Origin of the sequence: Pseudomonas sp. WC1 (assembly GCF_050586565.1) — a bacterium.
Classification (GTDB): domain Bacteria; phylum Pseudomonadota; class Gammaproteobacteria; order Pseudomonadales; family Pseudomonadaceae; genus Aquipseudomonas.
Genome location: NZ_JBOBDQ010000077.1, coordinates 1 through 20,288 on the forward strand (window position 1 = coordinate 1; position 20,288 = coordinate 20,288).

At 63.7% G+C, this 20,288-nt stretch carries 20 protein-coding genes; 6 read left to right on the forward strand and 14 right to left on the reverse strand.

Features of this window, described 5'->3' with window-relative positions; genetic code table 11:
* Nucleotides 1-44 precede the first annotated feature (44 nt).
* Both recJ and ACQ4OD_RS24310 read right to left on the reverse strand, forming a co-directional pair.
* Entirely contained in the window at nt 45-1,754 is a 1,710-nt protein-coding gene (recJ, locus tag ACQ4OD_RS24305; RefSeq protein WP_430945071.1) for a single-stranded-DNA-specific exonuclease RecJ, read from the reverse strand.
* Nucleotides 1,755-1,784: 30 nt separating this feature from the next.
* A complete protein-coding gene (locus ACQ4OD_RS24310) occupies nt 1,785-2,327 on the reverse strand; it encodes a YaeQ family protein (RefSeq protein WP_046854377.1) in 543 nt (180 codons plus the stop codon).
* 141 nt (nt 2,328-2,468) lie between these two features.
* Between ACQ4OD_RS24310 and ACQ4OD_RS24315 the strand changes: the two genes are divergently transcribed.
* Complete coding sequence (locus tag ACQ4OD_RS24315) at nt 2,469-3,668, forward strand: CaiB/BaiF CoA transferase family protein (protein WP_110699752.1); 1,200 nt, start codon at nt 2,469-2,471, stop codon at nt 3,666-3,668.
* Nucleotides 3,669-3,678: 10 nt separating this feature from the next.
* Nucleotides 3,679-4,557, forward strand: coding sequence for a TIGR02285 family protein (locus ACQ4OD_RS24320; RefSeq protein ID WP_198754463.1), 879 nt, complete (start codon nt 3,679-3,681; stop codon nt 4,555-4,557).
* Between the two features lie 183 nt (nt 4,558-4,740).
* On the opposite strand, the gene ACQ4OD_RS24325 is transcribed toward ACQ4OD_RS24320, so the two are convergent.
* From ACQ4OD_RS24325 to xerD, 6 genes are all read right to left on the reverse strand, one after another.
* Nucleotides 4,741-5,022, reverse strand: a complete 282-nt coding sequence (locus ACQ4OD_RS24325; protein ID WP_139669315.1) for a DUF3509 domain-containing protein — start codon at nt 5,020-5,022, stop codon at nt 4,741-4,743.
* A gap of 138 nt (nt 5,023-5,160) precedes the next feature.
* Entirely contained in the window at nt 5,161-5,538 is a 378-nt protein-coding gene (locus ACQ4OD_RS24330) for a histidine kinase (protein ID WP_198754462.1), read from the reverse strand.
* A gap of 154 nt (nt 5,539-5,692) precedes the next feature.
* Nucleotides 5,693-7,102, reverse strand: a complete 1,410-nt coding sequence (gene thrC / locus ACQ4OD_RS24335) for a threonine synthase (protein ID WP_102685320.1) — start codon at nt 7,100-7,102, stop codon at nt 5,693-5,695.
* A 54-nt stretch (nt 7,103-7,156) separates the two neighbouring features.
* On the reverse strand, nt 7,157-8,461 hold the full coding sequence (locus tag ACQ4OD_RS24340; protein ID WP_023630110.1) for a homoserine dehydrogenase: 1,305 nt from the start codon (nt 8,459-8,461) through the stop codon (nt 7,157-7,159).
* Between the two features lie 82 nt (nt 8,462-8,543).
* On the reverse strand, nt 8,544-9,293 hold the full coding sequence (locus tag ACQ4OD_RS24345; RefSeq protein ID WP_102685319.1) for a thioredoxin fold domain-containing protein: 750 nt from the start codon (nt 9,291-9,293) through the stop codon (nt 8,544-8,546).
* Between the two features lie 154 nt (nt 9,294-9,447).
* Nucleotides 9,448-10,344 carry a site-specific tyrosine recombinase XerD gene (gene xerD, locus ACQ4OD_RS24350; RefSeq protein WP_139669154.1) on the reverse strand — a complete coding sequence of 299 codons (897 nt, stop codon included), beginning with the start codon at nt 10,342-10,344 and terminating at the stop codon, nt 9,448-9,450.
* Between the two features lie 68 nt (nt 10,345-10,412).
* On the opposite strand from xerD, the gene ACQ4OD_RS24355 reads away from it, so the two are divergent.
* A complete protein-coding gene (locus ACQ4OD_RS24355) occupies nt 10,413-12,233 on the forward strand; it encodes a cation:proton antiporter (RefSeq protein WP_430945072.1) in 1,821 nt (606 codons plus the stop codon).
* A gap of 114 nt (nt 12,234-12,347) precedes the next feature.
* Here the strand turns inward: ACQ4OD_RS24355 and ACQ4OD_RS24360 are convergent, their stop codons facing one another.
* The 6 genes from ACQ4OD_RS24360 to ffh all read right to left on the reverse strand — a co-directional run bounded on the left by ACQ4OD_RS24360 (nt 12,348) and on the right by ffh (nt 16,407).
* Complete coding sequence (locus ACQ4OD_RS24360) at nt 12,348-12,755, reverse strand: acyl-CoA thioesterase (RefSeq protein ID WP_023629813.1); 408 nt, start codon at nt 12,753-12,755, stop codon at nt 12,348-12,350.
* Between the two features lie 98 nt (nt 12,756-12,853).
* Nucleotides 12,854-13,204 carry a 50S ribosomal protein L19 gene (gene rplS, locus ACQ4OD_RS24365; RefSeq protein ID WP_023629812.1) on the reverse strand — a complete coding sequence of 117 codons (351 nt, stop codon included), beginning with the start codon at nt 13,202-13,204 and terminating at the stop codon, nt 12,854-12,856.
* Nucleotides 13,205-13,247: 43 nt separating this feature from the next.
* The gene (gene trmD, locus ACQ4OD_RS24370; protein ID WP_023629811.1) at nt 13,248-14,000 is read right to left on the reverse strand and encodes a tRNA (guanosine(37)-N1)-methyltransferase TrmD; all 753 of its coding nucleotides are present in this window, start codon (nt 13,998-14,000) and stop codon (nt 13,248-13,250) included.
* 3 nt (nt 14,001-14,003) lie between these two features.
* Nucleotides 14,004-14,540, reverse strand: a complete 537-nt coding sequence (gene rimM, locus ACQ4OD_RS24375) for a ribosome maturation factor RimM (protein ID WP_023629810.1) — start codon at nt 14,538-14,540, stop codon at nt 14,004-14,006.
* Between the two features lie 5 nt (nt 14,541-14,545).
* Nucleotides 14,546-14,797, reverse strand: coding sequence for a 30S ribosomal protein S16 (rpsP, locus tag ACQ4OD_RS24380; protein ID WP_011535318.1), 252 nt, complete (start codon nt 14,795-14,797; stop codon nt 14,546-14,548).
* 233 nt (nt 14,798-15,030) lie between these two features.
* Complete coding sequence (gene ffh / locus ACQ4OD_RS24385; protein WP_430945073.1) at nt 15,031-16,407, reverse strand: signal recognition particle protein; 1,377 nt, start codon at nt 16,405-16,407, stop codon at nt 15,031-15,033.
* Between the two features lie 262 nt (nt 16,408-16,669).
* Here ffh and ACQ4OD_RS24390 point away from each other — a divergent pair, with 262 nt between their 5' ends.
* The 3 genes from ACQ4OD_RS24390 to ACQ4OD_RS24400 all read left to right on the forward strand — a co-directional run bounded on the left by ACQ4OD_RS24390 (nt 16,670) and on the right by ACQ4OD_RS24400 (nt 20,259).
* The gene (locus ACQ4OD_RS24390; protein WP_430945074.1) at nt 16,670-17,479 is read left to right on the forward strand and encodes a cytochrome C assembly family protein; all 810 of its coding nucleotides are present in this window, start codon (nt 16,670-16,672) and stop codon (nt 17,477-17,479) included.
* A 9-nt stretch (nt 17,480-17,488) separates the two neighbouring features.
* Nucleotides 17,489-18,676 (forward strand): transporter associated domain-containing protein, encoded by a 1,188-nt coding sequence (locus ACQ4OD_RS24395; RefSeq protein ID WP_110699776.1) that lies wholly within the window; start codon nt 17,489-17,491, stop codon nt 18,674-18,676.
* Nucleotides 18,677-18,954: 278 nt separating this feature from the next.
* Nucleotides 18,955-20,259 carry an MFS transporter gene (locus tag ACQ4OD_RS24400; protein WP_430945075.1) on the forward strand — a complete coding sequence of 435 codons (1,305 nt, stop codon included), beginning with the start codon at nt 18,955-18,957 and terminating at the stop codon, nt 20,257-20,259.
* Nucleotides 20,260-20,288: the final 29 nt, after the last annotated feature.

Here is a 20,288-nt window from a genome sequence, read left to right on the forward strand (position 1 = left end):
TCAATACAACCAAAACCCCAAAACCCCAGCAATTCAACAAAAGATCACCGCGCTTCCATATGCGCAATCATCAACTGCACACTCTCATTCCCCCGAAACTCATTCACATCCAACTTGTAAGCCAACTCCACCCACCGCACTGTAGGATTCGGCCAAACCTCCCGGTCAATCCCAAAGGCAATCCCATCCAACCGCACCGCCCCACACTCGCTCTTGAGCACCACTTTCAGATGCCGCTCCCCGACGACCCGCTGCTCGACCAGCTGGAACACCCCGTGGAACAACGGCTCGGGAAAGTGCTGCCCCCAGGGCCCGGCGTTGCGCAATGCCCGCGCCAGGTCCAGGTGGAACTCCTCCACCGCCAGGGTGCCATCCGACAACAACCGCCCGGTCAGGTCTTCCTCACGCAACTGCCGCCGCACCTCATCGTCGAACGCCTCGGCAAACGCTGGGAAATTGTCGGCCGGCAAGGACAGCCCCGCCGCCATGGCATGCCCGCCGAACTTGCTGATCAAGCTCGGATGCCGCGCCGCCACGGCGTCCAGTGCGTCACGGATATGGAACCCCGGCACCGAACGCGCCGAGCCCTTCAACACCCCTTCCCCCGCATCGGCAAAGGCGATGGTCGGGCGGTGGTAACGCTCTTTCAGGCGCGAGGCGAGGATGCCGATCACCCCCTGGTGCCAGTCGGCGTCGAACAGGCACAAGCCATAAGGCATGGACTCGACCGGCAGGTCCTTGAGCTGGGCCAGGGCCTCGCGCTGCATGCCCTGCTCAATGGACTTGCGATCCTGATTCAGGCCATCCAGCTGTTGGGCCATGTCCAGCGCCAGGGTCGCGTCTTCGCACAACAGGCATTCGATGCCCAGACTCATGTCGTCCAGGCGCCCGGCAGCATTGAGCCGAGGGCCAAGGATGAAGCCAAGGTCGGTGGAAGTGATGCGCTTGTGGTCACGCCGTGCCACCTCGAGAATCGCCTTCAGCCCGGGGCGGGCGCGGCCGGCGCGAATACGCTCCAGCCCCTGATGCACCAGGATGCGGTTATTGGCATCCAGCGGCACCACGTCGGCGACGCTGCCCAATGCCACCAGGTCGAGCAATTCGCCGATATTCGGCTGCGGCTGCGTTTCGTAGCGCCCCAGGCTGCGCAACCGCGCACGCAGGGCCATCAGCACGTAGAAGATCACGCCGACACCGGCCAGTGACTTGCTGGGGAACGCACAACCCGGCTGGTTGGGATTGACGATGGCATCGGCGGCCGGCAACTGCTCGCCCGGCAGGTGGTGGTCGGTGACCAGCACCTTGAGCCCGGCAGCCTTGGCTGCGGCAACGCCATCGACGCTGGAAATACCGTTGTCCACAGTGATCAGCAATTGCGGCTGGCGCTCGAGCGCGACCGCGACGATCTCCGGGGTCAGGCCATAGCCATATTCGAAGCGGTTGGGCACCAGGTAGTCGACATGGGCCGCGCCCAGCAAGCGCAAACCCAGCACACCGACCGTGCTGGCGGTGGCACCGTCGGCGTCGAAATCGCCGACAATGAGAATGCGCTGGCGCTGGTCGAGCGCCTCGACCAGCAGCTCCACCGCCGCCTCGATGCCCTTGAGTTGCTGGTACGGCAACAGGCGGGCCAGGCCCTTGTCCAGTTCGGCTTCGGACTGCACGCCACGGGCGGCATAGAGACGGGTCAACAAGGGTGGCAGGTTGCCCAGCAAAGGCAGGGGCGACGGCAGGGGACGTGGTTCGATACGCATGGGGTCTTCGCAATTCCGCTTTGGTTCAGGTCAGCCGCGCTCGCCAAGCAACCATTGCAACTGCACTTCGTGCTGGCCACGGTCGTCGGTGACGAACACCGTGCCTTCGCTGATCATCACGTCCCACTTGATGGTACGCGGCATGTCCGTGGCGAGGGTTTCCAGCACCTCCTGCGGGACGGCGGCAATGCTCAGGTTCTTCAGGCCCTTGACCGCGCCGAGCACCTTGGTCTCCCAAACCCGCAAGCTGCCGTAGGCCAGCAGGCTGGTGCGCTCGGTACGCCGCGAGCACCAGGTCAGGCGGTCGGCGTCGGGCTGGCCGACTTCGATCCAGTGCAGGATGCGATCGTCCAGGCTCTTTTCCCACAGGGCCGCCTCATCGACGTCCGACAAGCCGCGACCGAAGGACAGCTGCTCGTTGTACCAGAGGGCATAGCCCAGCAGGCGCACGGCCATGCGCTCTTCGGTTTCCGAAGGGTGGCGGGCGATGGTCTGGCGAACGTTCTCGTACACGCCGCGGTCGAGGTCGGTCAGATTCAGTTCGAACTTGTAGGTTGTGGACGGCTGGGCCATGGGCGATAGGCTTCTTGCGGGGGAAAGTCGAACAGTCTAACTGATCCCGGGCGCCAGCGCCGGATCAGACAACGCCGATATACCTGCCGCCGCCGAGCTGTGATACAACCTGCGCTCACGCCCAGCCTCCACGGATGCCCCATGACAATGCCCAGCAAACCTCTCGCCGGCCTGAAAGTCATCGAGCTCGGCACCTTGATCGCCGGCCCGTTCGCCTCGCGGATCTGCGCCGAATTCGGTGCAGAGGTAATCAAGGTCGAGTCGCCCGATGGCGGCGACCCGCTGCGCAAATGGCGCAAGCTGTACGAGGGCACGTCACTGTGGTGGTTCGTCCAGGCGCGCAACAAGCAATCACTGACCCTCAACCTCAAGCATCCTGAAGGCCGCGAAGTGCTCAAGCGCCTGCTGGCCGAGGCCGACATCCTGATCGAGAACTTCCGCCCCGGTGTGCTGGAAAAGCTCGGCCTGGGCTGGGACGTGCTGCACGCCCTCAACCCACGCCTGGTGATGGTGCGCCTGTCGGGGTTTGGCCAGACCGGCCCGATGAAGGACCAGCCGGGCTTCGGCGCGGTTGGCGAATCCATGGGCGGGTTGCGCTACATCACCGGCTTCGAGGATCGCCCACCGGTGCGCACGGGGATTTCCATCGGCGACTCCATTGCCGCCCTTTGGGGCGTAATCGGCGCGCTGATGGCCTTGCGTCATCGCGAAGTCAACGGTGGCGACGGCCAAGTCGTGGATGTGGCGCTGTACGAAGCCATCTTCGCCATGATGGAGAGCATGGTGCCGGAGTTCGACGTGTTCGGCTTTATCCGCGAGCGCACCGGCAACATCATGCCGGGTATCACCCCTTCCTGCATCCATACCACCGCCGATGGCCGGCACGTACAGATCGGCGCCAATGGCGATGCAATCTTCAAGCGCTTCATGCAGGCCATCGGCCGCGACGACCTGGCCAACGATGCCGCCCTGGCCACCAACGATGGCCGCGATGCCCGCCGCGACGAGCTGTACGGCGTCATCGACCGCTGGGCCAACGGCCTGCCGCTGGACAAAGTGATGCAGGTGCTCAACGACGCCGAGGTACCGGCCAGCCGAATCTACTCCGCCGAGGACATGCTGGGCGACCCGCAATTCCTCGCCCGCGAGATGTTCCTCCAGGCCCGACTGCCGGACGGCAAGCCGTTCAAGATGCCGGGTATCGTGCCCAAGCTGTCCGACACCCCCGGCAGCGCCGAATGGGTCGGACCGGCCCTGGGTGAACATACGACGCCGCTACTGGCCAGCCTGGGCTACGACGCAGCCGCCATTGCCCGCCTGCGCGCGGCCGGTACGGTCTGATCCGCGGCCCATGCGCATCCGCCACCTGCCCCTGCTGCTCTGCCTGGTATTCAGCGTGCTCGCGGCACAATCGGCCGAGGCCAGAGAGCGCCTGCTGTGGCTGGTCCGTGACCTGCCGCCGTTCACCATTTTCGAAGGGCCGGCCAAAGGCCAGGGCGTGATCGACCAATTGTTGCCCATGCTGATCGCGCAGATGCCCAAGTACGACCACCAGATCGTCCGAGTCAATCGCGCCCGCGGCATCCAGATGCTCCAGGAGCACAGTTTCACTTGCGACCCGACCCTGCTCTGGACGCCCGAACGTGCCAGGTACGTGCATTTCTCCCAGCCATCGCTGGGCGTACTGAGCAGTGGCCTGGTGGTGCGCAAGCACGACCAGGCGCTGCTGGAGCCTTATCTGGACGGACAACAGGTGGATCTTCAGCGGCTGCTGACCCAGACCCGGCTCAAGCTCGGCATCGTCGCAGAGCGCAGCTACAGCATGCAGGTCGATGATGTCCTGAAGCAGTTGCCTGACAGCGCCTTCAGCCGCCACTACGGCAACGATGCCACCGCCAGCCTGCTGGAGATGCAACAATTGGGGCGCCTGCAACTGGTGCTCGGCTACTGGCCAGAGGTTCGCTACCTGATCCAGCAGCAGAATGGCTCGCTGGACGATTACCGCTTCTATCCCATCCGTGGCGTCAACCGCTACCAGTTCCTCCATGTAGGCTGCTCGGACACCGCCTTGGGACGCGAGGCGATCGCCAATATCGACCAGCTGCTGCCGATGCTGCGCCGCGATACGTTGCCAGGCCTGTATGCCCGCTGGCTGGATCCGGAGCTGCAGGAAGATTATCTGGGCCAGGCCCGGCATTTTTTCGAGCAGGGCGAAGCGCCGGTGCGCTGAACTGATCCGTGCAGATCAGCAGTGGCACCTGACAGGGTGCAGGTGAATTCAAGGCAAAAGAAACCCCGGCCGCTGGGGAAGACGACCGGGGTCAAGCGAAAGTCCCTGGGACTTCCAGTGACAGCCTGGATGGCACCGGAGCAAAGCACCGTCAGGCTGCCCTTGCTGAGTCTGACGGGCCGGTCAGGCAAAGGTTCCCTGCATTTGCCTCTGATGCTGCAAGGCGGCGATCACACAGGGTTGCAGACGGCCTTCGGCAATCTGCAGGTCACGGTGCAGGCCATCGACCAGATCGACCAGCAATTGCTGTTCTATCAGCTCTCGCTCACAAACGGTACGCCGCAAAATCGGCAAACCGTGCTCATCGTGAACACTCAAGTGACGGCGGCCGCGGTTATCGGTCGGTCCAAGCTCGGCCTGGTAAGGGGTCAGGGCATCGTTGAGCAGTCTGCAGATTCTTTCCATCCGGATCACTCGCTGGCTAGGGTAAGAAAACTGACCATCGGGGCCGGCGGAAAGTTCGCCAGGCCCGTCATCACGAGCATCCGCGACCAACATGACAGTTTCGATGCTCCGCCCACCCTTTGCTTGCCGAAGGTCAGGCTACAGGCGCCCGAGCGCCTGCTCCAGGCCCACCATTGACATCGGCCAGGGCAGCTCGGCCAGGACATTCAAGCCCTGTTTGCGGGCCTCGAGCGCCAGGTCGATGCCCCCCGCGTCGCCATAGCCGACAAACAGCAACCCACCCGCGCAGGAAGCCTGCACCAGGTACTTGAACAGGCGCCGGGCATGACGGCTTGGCATCCCCTGGTCGAGCACCAGCACATCAATGGGCCGCTGCCCTTGTGTGATGTTGGCCGTGGCTGCCGGCACGTCATCGGTGAGCCGTACGTTGTACACACCCTGGGCATTGAAGGCCTGATGCAAGAGCATCTGATAGTAGGGCCGAGCCTGGTGGATAAGGACATTGAGCTGATGCATGAGCCTCCCCCTGGAGCCGTGTCTGCTGGTCAGAGCGCCACTCTAGTAAGGGTATCCATCGAACTACATGGGAAAAATCTGAAATCCGCTGCCGTGCGTCTTGCGCCCACAAAAAAGCCCGTGCAAGACGGGCTTTCCTGTGGACGGTGTCAGTTTACAGCGGCTTGCCGCGATTGCCATGCTGGCTGACAAAGGCCTGCACGGCCTTCAGGTCGTTGGCCAGCACGGTGCAACGCTCCTCACGGCCGAACAGGTCGCTCAGGTGCGCCGGCAGCTCCAGGGCCTTGTCGACACCGGCCTTCTCCACCGCCTCGGGGAACTTGACCGGATGCGCGGTACCCAACACCACCATCGGGGTGTCCAGGCTGCGGCGGCATTCACGGGCAGCCTTGACACCGATCGCGGTGTGCGGGTCGAGGACTTCACCGGTGCTCTGGAAGACCTCGGCGATGGTCTCGCAGGTCTGTTCATCGGTCACTGCCAGCGAGTCGAACAGCTTGCGCGCCTCAGTCCAGCGGTCCTGCTCGACGCTGAAGCCGCCACCCTGCCTGAAGGTGTCCATCAGCTGGGCAACGGCCGCGCCGTTACGCCCATGCAGGTCGAACAGCAGACGCTCGAAGTTGGACGAGACCATGATGTCCATCGACGGCGACAGGGTCGGGTGCAGGGCGTCCTTGACATACTGATTGCCGCTCATGAAACGGTGCAGGATGTCGTTGCGGTTGGTCGCCACCACCAGTTGGCTGATTGGCAGGCCCATGTTGCGCGCCAGGTAACCGGCGAAGATGTCGCCGAAGTTGCCGGTCGGCACCGAGAACGCCACCGAACGCGCCGGGCCGCCGAGCTGCAGCGCGGCGTGGAAATAGTAGACGATCTGGGCCATGATCCGTGCCCAGTTGATCGAGTTGACCGCCACCAGGCGGGTACCCTTGAGGAAGGACTGATCGGCGAAGCTGGCCTTGACCATCTCCTGGCAGTCGTCGAAGTTGCCTTCGATGGCAATGTTGTGGATGTTGTCGCCAAGGATGGTGGTCATCTGCCGGCGCTGCACTTCCGACACGCGCTGGTGCGGGTGCAGGATGAAGATGTCGACGTTGTCGCAACGGCGGCAGCCTTCGATGGCGGCCGAGCCGGTGTCACCGCTGGTGGCACCGACGATCACCACGCGCTCGCCGCGCTTGACCAGCACGTGGTCGAGCAGGCGGCCGAGCAGTTGCAGGGCGAAGTCCTTGAAGGCCAGGGTCGGGCCGTGGAACAGCTCCATTACCCACTCGTTGCCGTTGAGCTGGCGCAGCGGGGCGACCGCAGCATGGGCGAAGTTGCCGTAGGTCTCTTCGAGAATCTTCTTGAAATCGGCGTCGGCGATGCTGCCTTCGACGAACGGGCGCATCACCCGGAAGGCCAGCTCGTGATACGGCAGGCCAGCCCAGGAGGCAATCTCTTCCTGGGTGAAGCGTGGCAGGTTCTCGGGAACGTACAGCCCGCCGTCGCTGGCCAGGCCAGCCAGCAGGACGTCTTCGAAGTTCAGGGCCGGAGCCTGGCCGCGGGTACTGATATAGCGCATGGGTGCAAACCTTCGATGCTGGGCGCGGGCCGCCGTCGCGGCCCGCCGCCGGAATTAATTGAGCTGTTCGACGCGGATGCGCACGACCTTGCCGACCACGTCCTGGAGCGCTTCCAGGGCGACAATGGCGTCGTCGATGCGCTGCTCGACCACACGGTGGGTCAGCAGGATCATCGGCACCAGGCCGTCCTGTTCCTCGGCTTCCTTCTGCATGATCGACTCGATGTTGATGCCGCGCTCCGAAAGGATGCTTGCGACCTGCGCCAGCACGCCTGGGTGGTCCTTGGCCTGGATACGCAGGTAGTAGGCGCTTTCGCAGGCTTCGATCGGCAGGATCGGATGGGCCGACAGCGCATCTGGCTGGAAGGCCAGGTGCGGTACACGGTTCTCCGGGTCGGAGGTCATGGCGCGAACCACATCGACCAGGTCGGCGACCACCGACGAGGCAGTCGGCTCCATGCCGGCACCGGCGCCGTAGTACAAGGTGGAGCCGGCGGCGTCGCCATTGACCATCACCGCGTTCATCACGCCATTGACGTTGGCGATCAGGCGATCGTTGGGGATCAGCGTCGGGTGCACACGCAGCTCGATGCCGTCGGCGGTGCGACGGGCCACGCCCAGGTGCTTGATGCGATAGCCCAGGGCCTCGGCATAGTTCACGTCAGCAGTGGTCAGCTGGGTGATGCCTTCGGTGTAGGCCTTGTCGAACTGCAGCGGGATACCGAAGGCGATGGACGCCAGGATGGTCAGCTTGTGCGCGGCGTCGATGCCTTCGACGTCGAAGGTCGGGTCGGCCTCGGCGTAGCCCAGCGCCTGCGCTTCGGCCAGCACATCGGGGAAGGCACGGCCCTTGTCGCGCATTTCGGTGAGGATGAAGTTGCCGGTACCGTTGATGATCCCGGCCAGCCAGTTGATGCGGTTGGCCGACAGGCCCTCGCGGATCGCCTTGATCACCGGGATGCCACCGGCCACGGCAGCTTCGAAGGCGACGATAACGCCCTTCTCGCGGGCCTTGGCAAAGATCTCGTTGCCGTGCACGGCGATCAGCGCCTTGTTGGCGGTGACCACGTGCTTGCCGTTTTCAATGGCCTTGAGCACCAGGTCGCGGGCGATGGTGTAGCCGCCGATCAGCTCGATGACGATATCGATCTCGGGGTTGCTCGCGACTTCGAACACATCAGCGGTAATGGGGGTACCGGTAATCTGGCAGTTCGGGTTCTGCGAGCGCATGGCAATCTGTGCCACTTCAATACCGCGCCCGGCACGGCGGGCGATCTCCTCGGCGTTGCGCTGAAGTACATTGAAGGTTCCGCCACCGACGGTCCCCAACCCACAGATGCCTACTTTGACCGGTTTCACTGTGAACTCCCCATAGAACGGCCGGCACCTGCGCCGACCGTGAAACATGCCGTCACCCCATGACGACGGCGTACTGAATTGATTACTTGCTCTCGGCCAGGGCCAGCTTGGCCACTTGCGGTGCCGGCTGATAGCCCGGAATCACCTGGCCATTCTGTAGAACGATCGCCGGCGTGCCATTTACACCAATCGACTGGCCCAGCTGGAACTGCTTGCTGACCGGGTTGGCGCACTTGGCAGCCTTGATCTCTTTGCCATCGACCATCTTGTCCAGCGCCGCGCGACGGTCGCTGGAGCACCAGACGGCCTGCAACTGCTCGTCGCCCGGCGAACCCAGGCCCTGGCGCGGGAAGGCGACGTAACGCACTTCGATACCGCGGCGGTTGAGCTCCGGCACCTCGGCGTGCAGCTTGTGGCAGTACGGGCAGGTGGTGTCGGTGAACACGGTGATGTGCGACTTGGTCTCGCCCTTGGCCGGGTAGACCACCATCTCGCCGGCCGGAATACCGTTGATCAATTTGGCGATGCCCTGGCGCTCGGTCTTCTCGGTAAGGTTGACCGGCTTGCCGTCCTGGATCTGGAACAGGTAGCCCTGCATGACGAACTGGCCGTCGGCGCTGGCGTACAGCACGCGGCCGCCTTGCAGCTTGACCTCGTACAGGCCGTTGAGCGGACTGCTGGCAACGCTTTCGATCGGCACCTCCAACTGGAGGTTCTGCAACGATTTGCGGATCGCCTGCTCGGCACCGGCATTGCCATCGGTAGCCGCGGCAACGGCAAAGGTACTGGCCAGCGCCAAGGCGGCGGCGGCGAAAATCTGGGTCACGCGCATGGGGTACTCCTGAAGGCGGACGGGGCCGTGGGGACGTCGCCCAGCCCTGGCGGGCGGCGAACGGTCGGCCCTTGCAACAAACCTTCCAAGCCTACCACAACAGACTGGCGCAGTAGGGGTACTCAGGCACCAGTCGGCGGAACATGAACATCATTCATCCACGGGGGTGGTGTTCGGCATGCAGCTGTTGCAGGCGGGCCTTGGCGACATGGGTGTAGATCTGCGTGGTGGACAGGTCGCTGTGCCCCAGCAGCATCTGCACCACACGCAGGTCGGCGCCATGGTTGAGCAGGTGCGTGGCAAAGGCGTGGCGCAGCGTGTGCGGGGACAGCGGCTTGTCGATCCCGGCCACCCGCGCGTGGTGCTTGATACGGTGCCAGAAGGTCTGGCGGGTCATCTGCTCGCCGCGCTGGCTGGGGAACAGCACGTCGCTGGGGCGGCCGCCCAGCAACTCGGCGCGGCCATCGCGCAGGTAGCGCTCGATCCACACCACCGCTTCCTCGCCCATCGGCACCAGGCGCTCCTTGCTGCCCTTGCCCATGACCCGCAGCACGCCCTGGCGCAGGTTGACCTGGTCCAAGGTCAGGCTGACCAGTTCGGTCACTCGCAAACCGCAGGCATAGAGCACTTCGAGCATGGCGCGGTCGCGCTGGCCGATCGCCTCACCGCGATCCGGGGCCTGCAGCAAGGCTTCGACATCGGCCTCCGACAGCGACTTGGGCAGTGGCCGGCCCAGTTGCGGCATGTCCACCTGCAAGGTCGGATCGACGGCGATCAACCGCTCGCGCAGCAAGTAACGGAAAAAGCCGCGCACCCCGGACAGGAAGCGCGCGGTGGAACGAGGCTTGTAGCCTTGGTCGAAGCGCCAGGCCAGGTGATCGAGGATCAGTTCGCGGCCGGCATCGGGCAACAGCACGTGCTTCTCCTGCAGCCAGCCGTTGAACAAGGCCAGGTCACTGCGGTAGGAAGCGCGGGTGTTGTCGGAAAGCCCCTTTTCCAGCCACAAGGCATCGAGGAACTGGTCGATCAGCGGGTGGTCCAGTGCTGGCATGAAAACTCGGTGGCAAACGACGAAATGACGCTTAGTCTTTCACAACATGGCATGCAGAGGGAGCCCGCATGAACGAACAGCAGATTCTTTTGAGTGTAGGCGGCATCGGCGCGGCAGCCCTGCTCTGCCAATGGCTGGCCTGGCGCCTGAAACTGCCGGCGATCCTGTTCCTGCTGCTGTGCGGCATCCTCGCCGGGCCAGTGCTGGGCTGGCTGCAGCCGCAGGCATTGTTCGGCCCGTTGCTGATGCCACTGGTATCGCTGGCGGTGGCGCTGATCCTGTTCGAAGGCAGCCTCACACTGCATTTGTCGCAATGGCGCGAGATCGGCAGTGTGGTGCATCGCCTGGTCACCGTCGGCGCGCTGAGCACCTGGCTGGTGATCGCCCTGGCCACCCACTGGCTGCTGGGCTTCGACTGGCCCCTGGCGATCCTGTTCGGTACCTTGACCCTGGTCACCGGCCCCACGGTCATCGTACCCATGCTGCGGGTGGTGCGGCCGAAGGCGGCGATCGCCAATATCCTGCGCTGGGAAGGCATTGTCATCGACCCGATCGGCGCACTGCTGGCGGTGGTGGTCTACAGCTTCATCATCGCCAGCGCCGCCGGCGAAGGCCTGAGCCACAGCCTGGCGACCTTCGCCGGGGTGATTTTCTGCGGCAGCGCGCTCGGCGCCGCTGGAGGCTGGCTGCTCGGGCAGATCATGCGCGAGCAATGGCTGCCGGAGTATCTGCACAACCTGGCGTCGCTGGCCGCGGTGCTGGGCATCTTCATCGCCGCCAACCAGATCGTCCATGAATCGGGCCTGTTGGCGGTCACGGTCATGGGCATGTGGCTGGCCAACATGCCCGGCGTGGATGTGCGGCAGATCCTGCACTTCAAGGAGAACCTCAGCGTGCTGCTGATCTCCGGCCTGTTCATCCTTCTGGCGGCGCGGCTCGACCTGCACGCCCTGCTCGCCTTGGGCCCTGCGGTGCTGGCACTGCTGCTGGTAATCCAGTTGCTGGCCAGGCCGCTGAACGTGTTGCTGTCGACCCTGGGGTCGCCGCTGAGTTGGCGGGAACGGGCGCTGCTGGCCTGGATCGCGCCGCGGGGCATCGTCGCAGCGGCGGTATCGGCCATCTTCGCCATTCGCCTGGACCAGGCCGGGCATGAGGGCGCGCTGCTGCTGGTGCCACTGACCTTTGCCGTGATCATCGGCACCGTGGTCCTGCAAAGCGCCACCGCAAGGCCCTTGGCACGTCTGCTGAAGGTGGCGGAACCGGCGCCGAGCGGGTTTCTCCTGGTCGGCGCCAACCCACCTGCGCGCGCCATCGCCAAGGCGCTGCAACAATTGGGCTGCCGGGTGCTGCTGACCGATTCAAGCTGGGAGAACATCCGCGCTGCTCGCATGGACAACCTACCGACTTATTTCGGCAACCCCGCGTCACAGCACGCCGACGCCCACCTCGACCTGGTCGGGCTTGGCCACTTGCTGGGGCTGTCGCCGGCCGGCGAGCTCAATGCCCTGGCCTGCGCGCGCTTTCGTCATGACTTCGGCCACGCCCGGCTTTTCGTGCTGGCCAGCGGCCTGGAGAAACAGCGCAGCGACAAACACCGGGCCAGCGAGGAGCATCGCGGGCAGTTGCTCGGGTCGAGCGCGATGACCTATGGGCAGCTGGCCAAACTGCTGCATCAGGGTGCCGAGCTGTACAGCACCACGTTGACCGAGGCATTCAGCTGGGGCGACTACCAGCAGTTGCATGGCCCACGGGCGACGCTGCTGTTCGCCCGGGACGGGCAAGGCTGGGTACATGTGGCCAGCCCGGACAACCCGCTCAAGCCACAGCCGGGGTGGACACTGGTGGCGCTGGTGGAGCCGGAGCTGACCGAGCAGCCTGTGGCACATTGACCTGTAGGAGCGGCCTTAGCCGCGATGAATGCGTCGCAGTGCCTGGCACCCGCGTTGCGGATGATCGCGGCTGAAGCCGCTCCTACAGGGACGCGTCAAATCAGCGCGATGGCATCAGGCCAACGGCAGCACCGGCACCGGACGCTTGTCCTCGTCGATGGCGACGAAGCTGAACACGCCATGGATCGCCCGCTCGCGCCCATCGAGGTACATGTTCTCGACGAACACATCCACCTGCACCTGCAGACTGGTGTTACCAACCTTGATCACCGTCCCCACCAGCTCGACGATCGAGCCTGCCGGGATCGGGTGCTTGAAGTCGATGCGGTCGGTGGACACGGTCACCAGCGGCAGCCGGCAGAAACGGGTGGCGGCGATGAACGAAACTTCGTCCATCCACGCCAGGGCCGTGCCACCGAACAGGGTGTTGTGGTGGTTGGTGGTGTTGGGGAACACCGCCTTGGTCACGCGGGTCACCGACAGTTCGGTACGGCGCTGGATTTCCTGGTCTCGGGTTGTCATCTCGGAGTCACATCGCAAAGGCAAGATTCAAGACGCAAAAAAGCAGCCCGAAGGCTGCTTTTTCTCGCACGGGGCCTAGGCCACCGGACAAACTGCACTCAGGACAGTTTTTCCTTGATGCGAGCTGCTTTACCGGACAGGTCACGCAGGTAGTACAGCTTGGCTTTACGCACGTCACCACGACGTTTCACGGCCAGGCTGTCGATCTGCGGGCTGTAGGTCTGGAAGGTACGCTCTACGCCAACGCCGCTGGAGATCTTGCGCACGGTGAAGGCGCTGTTCAGACCGCGGTTACGCTTGGCGATAACAACGCCTTCGAACGCCTGCAGACGCGAGCGGTCGCCTTCCTTCACTTTGACCTGGACGACAATGGTGTCGCCTGGTGCGAAGGTCGGGATCTCTTTGCTCATCTGCTCGGCTTCGAGCTGCTGGATGATCTTGTTGGTCATGCTGTGCTCCTAAGATGGATAACGCGATCCACCATCGATACGTTTAACTATCGTCCCGCTCGCGGAGGTATTCCTCGAGCAGCTTCTTCTCTTCTCCAGAAAGCGAGCGACTTTCCAGAAGATCGGCGCGTCGTTCGAAGGTCCTACCAAGGGACTGCTTCATCCGCCATCGCCGGATATGTGCATGGTTGCCACTAAGCAACACGTCGGGTACACGCTGATCCGCATACACCTCGGGTCGGGTGTAGTGCGGGCAATCCAGCAGACCGTCGGTGAAAGAGTCTTCCTCCGCCGAGTCCACATGCCCTAAAGCTCCGGGCAGCAGCCGCGTAACCGCATCGATCAGCACCATGGCCGGCAGCTCGCCACCGGAAAGCACATAGTCGCCAATCGACCACTCCTCATCGACATGAGCCTCGATAAAGCGCTCGTCGATGCCTTCATAACGGCCGGCGATCAGGATCAACGATTCCTGTTCGGCCAAGCCTTTGACCGCCTGCTGGGTCAGCTTGCGGCCTTGTGGCGAAAGGTAGATCACCTTTGCCGCAGCTCCAGTCGCCTGCCTGGCGCTAACCAGGGCGTCTTCCAGAGGCTTGATCTTCATCACCATGCCCGGACCACCGCCAAACGGCCGATCATCCACGGTGTGGTGGCGATCTGTGGTGTAGTCCCGCGGGTTCCAGCAGGTCACTTGCAGCAACCCCTGTTTCACCGCACGGCTGGTAATGCCGTACTCCGTGATGGCCGAGAACATCTCGGGGAACAACGTGATGACTTCTACGCGAAGGCTGCCCATCGTCTAGAAATCCGCGTCCCATTCGACTCGCATCACACCGGCCTGCAGGTCGATTGCCAGCACACATTGCTCCGTATAGGGCAACAGACGCTCGCGATCATCCAGGCTGCCTGTGCAAGGCTTGACCACCATTACATCGTTCGCACCGGTCTCCAACAGGTGATCGATCGTGCCGAACAGCTGTTCGTCCTGATTGATGACCTTCAGGCCTTCCAACTGGTACCAGTAGTACTCGTCGGCTGCCAGGTTGGGCAAAAGGCTCCGCGCGATGCAGATTTCGTAACCGCTCAGAAGACGGGCTTCGTCACGATCCTCGAGGCCTTTCAATTTCACGACCAGGCCCTTTTGGGAGCCACGACCGCTGACCAGCTCGACCTGCTTTACCTTGCCTTCGTGCCTAAGCGTCCAGCGCGGATAATCCAACAGGTTTTCAATCGGATCGGTAAAGGAATACACCTTCACCTCGCCGCGAACGCCGTGAACCGAAAAAATCTTGCCAACGACGATGAGGTCATCAGCCTTTTCTGGCGTCGCGTTCATACTGCTCAGGCTGCAGCCTTGGCAGCTTCCTTCAGCAGCTGAGCAACACGCTCAGACGGCTGTGCGCCCTGGCTCAGCCAGTAGGTGACGCGCTCTTGGTTGACCGACAGCTTGACTTCGGCGCCCGATGCGATCGGGTTGAAGAAGCCAACGCGCTCAACGAAACGGCCGTCACGGGCGTTACGCGAGTTGGTCACGGTCAGGTGGTAGAATGGGCGCTTTTTCGAGCCGCCACGGGCCAGACGAATGGTTACCATGTGAACATCGTTCCTATAGTCGGTGCTGCAAAACTGAATGCCCAATGGGCACACGGGTGCCCAAAAGGCCGCATATTCTCGGGGAATACACGGACATTTGCAAATGCCTTTTTCGGCGAGCGCTTGACCCACCGTTCAGATCTGCCGGTTAAGCCGCCATTTGGCGGCACTGTTCCCGCCGAAGCGGGGGCTGGGCGGCGGTCTTCATATTAAAGACCGCCGCCCGGATTCGCTTACATCTTGGGCATGCCGCCACCCGGCAGCATCCCACCAAGGCCGCGCATCATCTTGGCCATGCCGCCCTTGGCGGAGAATTTCTTCATCATCTTCTGCATCTGCTTGTGCTGCTTGATCAGCCGGCCGATGTCCTGCACCTGGGTGCCGGAACCGAGGGCAATGCGGCGCTTGCGCGAACCGCTGATCAGGTCAGGGTCGCGGCGTTCGGCAGGGGTCATGGAATTGATGATCGCTTCCATCTGCTTGAACTGCTTCTCGGCCGCGCCCTGGGCGTTGCCCATCTGCGACAGGTTGACGCCACCGATGCTCGGCAGTTTGTCCATGAGGCCGCCAAGGCCGCCCATGTTCTTCATCTGTTGCAGTTGATCGCGGAAGTCTTCGAGGTCGAAGCCCTTGCCCTTCTTCAACTTCTTGGCCAGTTTGTCGGCCTTTTCCTTGTCGATGTTCTGCTCGGCCTGCTCGATCAGGCTAAGCACGTCACCCATGCCAAGGATGCGCGAAGCGATCCGGTCGGGGTGGAACGGCTCTAGGGCTTCGGTCTTCTCGCCCATACCGATGAACTTGATCGGCTTGCCGGTAATGGCGCGCACCGACAGGGCGGCACCGCCACGGGCGTCACCGTCGACCTTGGTCAGCACCACGCCGGTCAGCGGCAGCGCATCGCCAAAGGCCTTGGCCGTGTTGGCGGCATCCTGGCCGGTCATGGCGTCGACCACGAACAGGGTTTCGATCGGCTTGACCGCGGCGTGCAGGGCCTTGATCTCGTCCATCATGTCGGCGTCGACGTGCAGACGACCCGCAGTATCGACGATCACCACGTCGATGAACTTGAGCTTGGCCTCGCGGATCGCCGCTTCGGCGATGGCCACCGGCTTCTGACTGATGTCGGACGGGAAGAAGGTCACGCCGATATCATTGGCCAGCGTCTCGAGCTGCTTGATCGCCGCCGGACGGTAGACGTCGGCGGACACCACCATCACGCTCTTCTTCTTGCGTTCTTTCAGGTGGCGCGCCAGCTTGCCGGCGGTGGTGGTCTTGCCCGCGCCCTGCAGGCCGGCCATCAGCACCACGGCCGGCGGGGCGGCGTTGAGGGTCAGCTCTTCGTTGGCCGCCCCCATGAGGCTTTCCAGCTCGGCCTGGACGATCTTTACGAACGCCTGGCCCGGGGTCAGGCTGCGCGACACTTCGGTGCCGACCGCACGCGCCTTGATGCTGTTGACAAAATCCTTGACCACCGGCAGGGCGACGTCGGCTTCGAGCAGGGCCATGCGCACTTCGCGCAGCGTGTCCTTGATGTTGTCTTCGGTCAGCTTGGCCTTGCCGGTGACATGGCGCAGCGTCTGTGACAGGCGGTCGGTCAGGTTTTCGAACATGGTGATCCTTTCAGGCCCAGTGAAGCCGAGGTTTTTCAGGCGCCCAGGTGGAAATGCACACGCGCTGGGCACAACAAGGCGGCGATTATAGCGGAGACTGCCTTGCGCGCACACCTTGCTCGGGACCACCGGCCAGATGCGCTGGCTATCCCTGGCCATGGCCCCGTGGTATCGGGCTTGCCCCGCGATTGATACGCAGTCTTCCTTGCCTACCGCGTTCTATGCCAAACTCCGTCCCTTTAGGGCTTGCACGCCAGGACTTATGTTCTCTTCACCCAGCCTCATCCCCAACCTGCTCGCCGCCTTCCTTTATCTGGCCGCGACCGTCTACCAGGCCACCGGCCTGGCCCGTGGCGCCCGTGCCGACAAACGGCTGCTTGGCCTGCTCGGCACCCTGGCGGTCATCGCCCAGGGCGGCGCCCTGTTCTTCCAGCTGATCACGCCCCTGGGCCTGAGCCTCGACTTCTTCAGCGCCGCCGGCCTGATCGCAGTGGCGGTGATCGGCTTGACCCTGCTCGCCTGCCTGAGCATTCCCGTGGAGAACCTGCTGGTGCTGCTGTTCCCGCTCGGTGCGGTGACCGCGCTGCTGGCCCAGTTCGCGCCCCCCGGCACGGTGCCGCTGATCAACGAAGAGCCAGGCATCCTCGCCCATATTCTGCTGTCGATCCTGGCCTACGGCCTGTTCACCATCGCCGTGTTCCAGGCCCTGCTGCTGTTGCTGCAGGACCACCAGCTCAAGCACAAGCACCCGTCCGGACTGATCCGCAACTTCCCGCCGCTGCAGACCATGGAAAGCCTGCTGTTCGGCTTCCTCTGGGCCGGCTGGGGGCTGCTGTCGCTATCGCTGATATCCGGCTGGCTGTTCCTCGACAACCTGTTCGCCCAGCACCTGGTGCACAAGACGCTGCTGGCCTGTGTCGCCTGGATCGTCTTCAGCGTGCTGCTGTGGGGCCGCACCCGCCTCGGCTGGCGCGGTCACAAGGCGATCCGCTGGACCCTGGCCGGTTTCTGCCTGCTGATGCTGGCCTACTTCGGCAGCAAGCTGGTCCGCGAATTCATCCTGCACATCTGACGGCCGCCCATGGACACTCTGCCGTACGCCCCGCTGCTCGGCATCATCGCACTGGCCCTGCTGTGGTCGGCGCTGTTCACCGCTGTAGACTGCGCCCGCCAGCAGCTCAATGGCCACGGCGCCCCCACCCTGCCCGCCCAGGGCCTGGTGCTCGGCGCCAGCCTCGGCAAGTTGCTGGTACTGGGCCTGGCCTGCCTGATTGGCCAGCGCTACAGCGGTGAACACGGCTTCTGGCTGGCCGGCCTTGGCGCCAGTTTCACCCTGCTGGTGCTCGCCGACTACCTGCCGCGCCGCCTGGCCCGCCGCAACCCGCAAGCCTTCCTGGACCTGGGCGGCAACCTGCTGAAATTGCCGCTGACGTTGCTGCAGCCGCTGGGCTGCCTGCTCGATGGCTGCGCCAAAGTGATCCTGCGCCCGTTCCGCGTGCAACCCACTGCGGTGGCACTGCACCCGCAGCAGGGCGACGCATTCGACGAAGACGAACCTGCCGAGACCAGCCAGCACGGCCTGCTGGAGGGCCTGCAGGCGCTGGACAAGATCACCGTCAACGACATACTGGTACCGCGCAACGAAGTAGACGGCATCAACCTCGACGATCCCATCGAGCAGATCATCGAGCAACTGATCATCAGCCGCCACACGCGCCTGCCGGTCTATCACAACGACATCAACCAGGTAGAAGCCGTCCTCAACACCAAGCTGATCAGCCACCTGCTGCCGCGGGCAGAGCTCACCCAGGAGAAGCTCCAGGCCGCCTGCTACGAGCCCTACTTCGTGCCCGAGAGCACACCGCTGCAGATGCAGTTGCTGAACTTCCACAAGCAGCAGCGGCGCATGGGCGTGGTGGTGGACGAGTATGGCGAAGTACTGGGTATCGTCACTTTGGAAGACATCCTCGAAGAGATCGTTGGCGAGTTCGAGGACGAGCAGAACCTGGACAACCCGCATGTCCACCCTCAGCCTGATGGCCGCTTCGTCATCGAAGGGACGGCTTCGCTGCGCGAGATCAACCGTACCCTGGGCTGGCACCTGCCCTGCGACGGTGGGCCGAAAACCCTGAACGGCCTGGTCACCGAAGCACTTGAAAGCATTCCAGAAAGCGCTGTCTGCCTGAAAATTGGCAGATATCGGCTGGAAATCCTCGAAACCGAGGACAATTGCGCAAGCAAGGTACTGGTCTGGACACTGGCTCGATAGCTATACTCGGGTCACGCTTACCCAGCCCTGCCGTCCCGCCCGCTACCCGCACCCGGCGTCCGACGGCCAGTCCGCCCCACTGACACGCCCCGCGGTCCTGCTCAGCACCCCGATCAGCCACCGCTCACCGCCTATCCCCTGGGCTATCGTCAGTCGGCGACCAACAACAATACGCTCCGGCTCCCGTGTGCCCGCCGACCAACAACAATACGCTCCGGCTCCCGTGTGCCCGCCACATGGGCCGTGCCCCATGGAGCATGACTGTCAGGGACCTTCGCATGACTACCAGCACCACCTACGCCGAACCTGCCTCGGCGGCCCCGGTCAACTCGCCTGCCCGGGTGGCCACTGCCAGCTTCATCGGCACCGCCATCGAGTTCTACGATTTCTACGTCTACGCCACCGCCGCCGCGCTGGTGATCGGGCCGGTGTTCTTCCCGTCCGGTTCCGGCACCGCGCAAATGCTGGCGGCCTTCCTTACCTTCGGTATCGCCTTCCTCGCCCGGCCACTGGGATCGGCGCTGTTCGGCCACTTCGGCGACCGCATCGGGCGAAAGTCGACGCTGGTCGCCTCGCTGCTGCTGATGGGCGTCTCGACTACCCTGATCGGCGTGCTGCCCGGGTATGACAGCATCGGCGTATGGGCACCGATCATGCTCTGTGTGCTGCGCTTCGGCCAAGGCCTGGGGCTGGGCGGCGAATGGGGCGGCGCGGCATTGCTGGCCACTGAAAACGCCCCTGAGGGCAAACGCGCGTGGTTCGGCATGTTCCCGCAGTTGGGCCCGTCGATCGGCTTCCTCGCCGCCAACGGCCTGTTCCTTACCCTGGCCCTGGTGCTCAGCGACGAGCAGTTCCGCGAATGGGGCTGGCGCATTCCGTTCCTGCTCAGCGCCGCATTGGTGCTGGTCGGTCTCTATGTGCGCCTGAAACTCGAGGAAAGCCCGGTGTTCGCCAAGGCCGTGGCCCGCCAGGAGCGGGTCAAGATGCCTGTGCTCGAGCTGTTTTCCCAGTACTGGCTGCCGACCCTGCTGGGGGCTGCGGCGATGGTGGTGTGCTACGCGCTGTTCTACATCTCCACGGTGTTCTCGTTGAGCTATGGCGTGTCCACACTGGGCTACAGCCGTGAAACCTTCCTCGGCCTGCTGTGCTTCGCCGTGGTGTTCATGGCCCTGGCCACGCCCCTGTCGGCCTGGTTGAGCGACCGTCATGGGCGCAAGCCGGTGCTGATCGCCGGCGCGCTGTTGGCCGTTGCCTCGGGCTTTGCCATGGAACCGCTGCTGACCTCGGGCTCGACCGCAGGCGTGGCGCTGTTCCTGGCCATCGAACTGTTCCTGATGGGTGTGACCTTTGCCCCGATGGGCGCGCTGCTGCCGGAGCTGTTCCCGACCCATGTGCGCTACACCGGCGCTTCGGCGGCCTACAACCTGGGCGGCATCGTCGGCGCCTCGGCGGCACCGTTCTTTGCCCAGAAGCTGGTGAGCATGGGGGGATTGAGCTGGGTGGGAGGCTATGTGTCGGCGGCGGCGCTGATCAGTCTGATTGCCGTGCTGTGCCTGAAAGAGACGCGCAATACCGAGCTTTGAATCAATCGCGGGGCGGGGAGGAGGGAGTA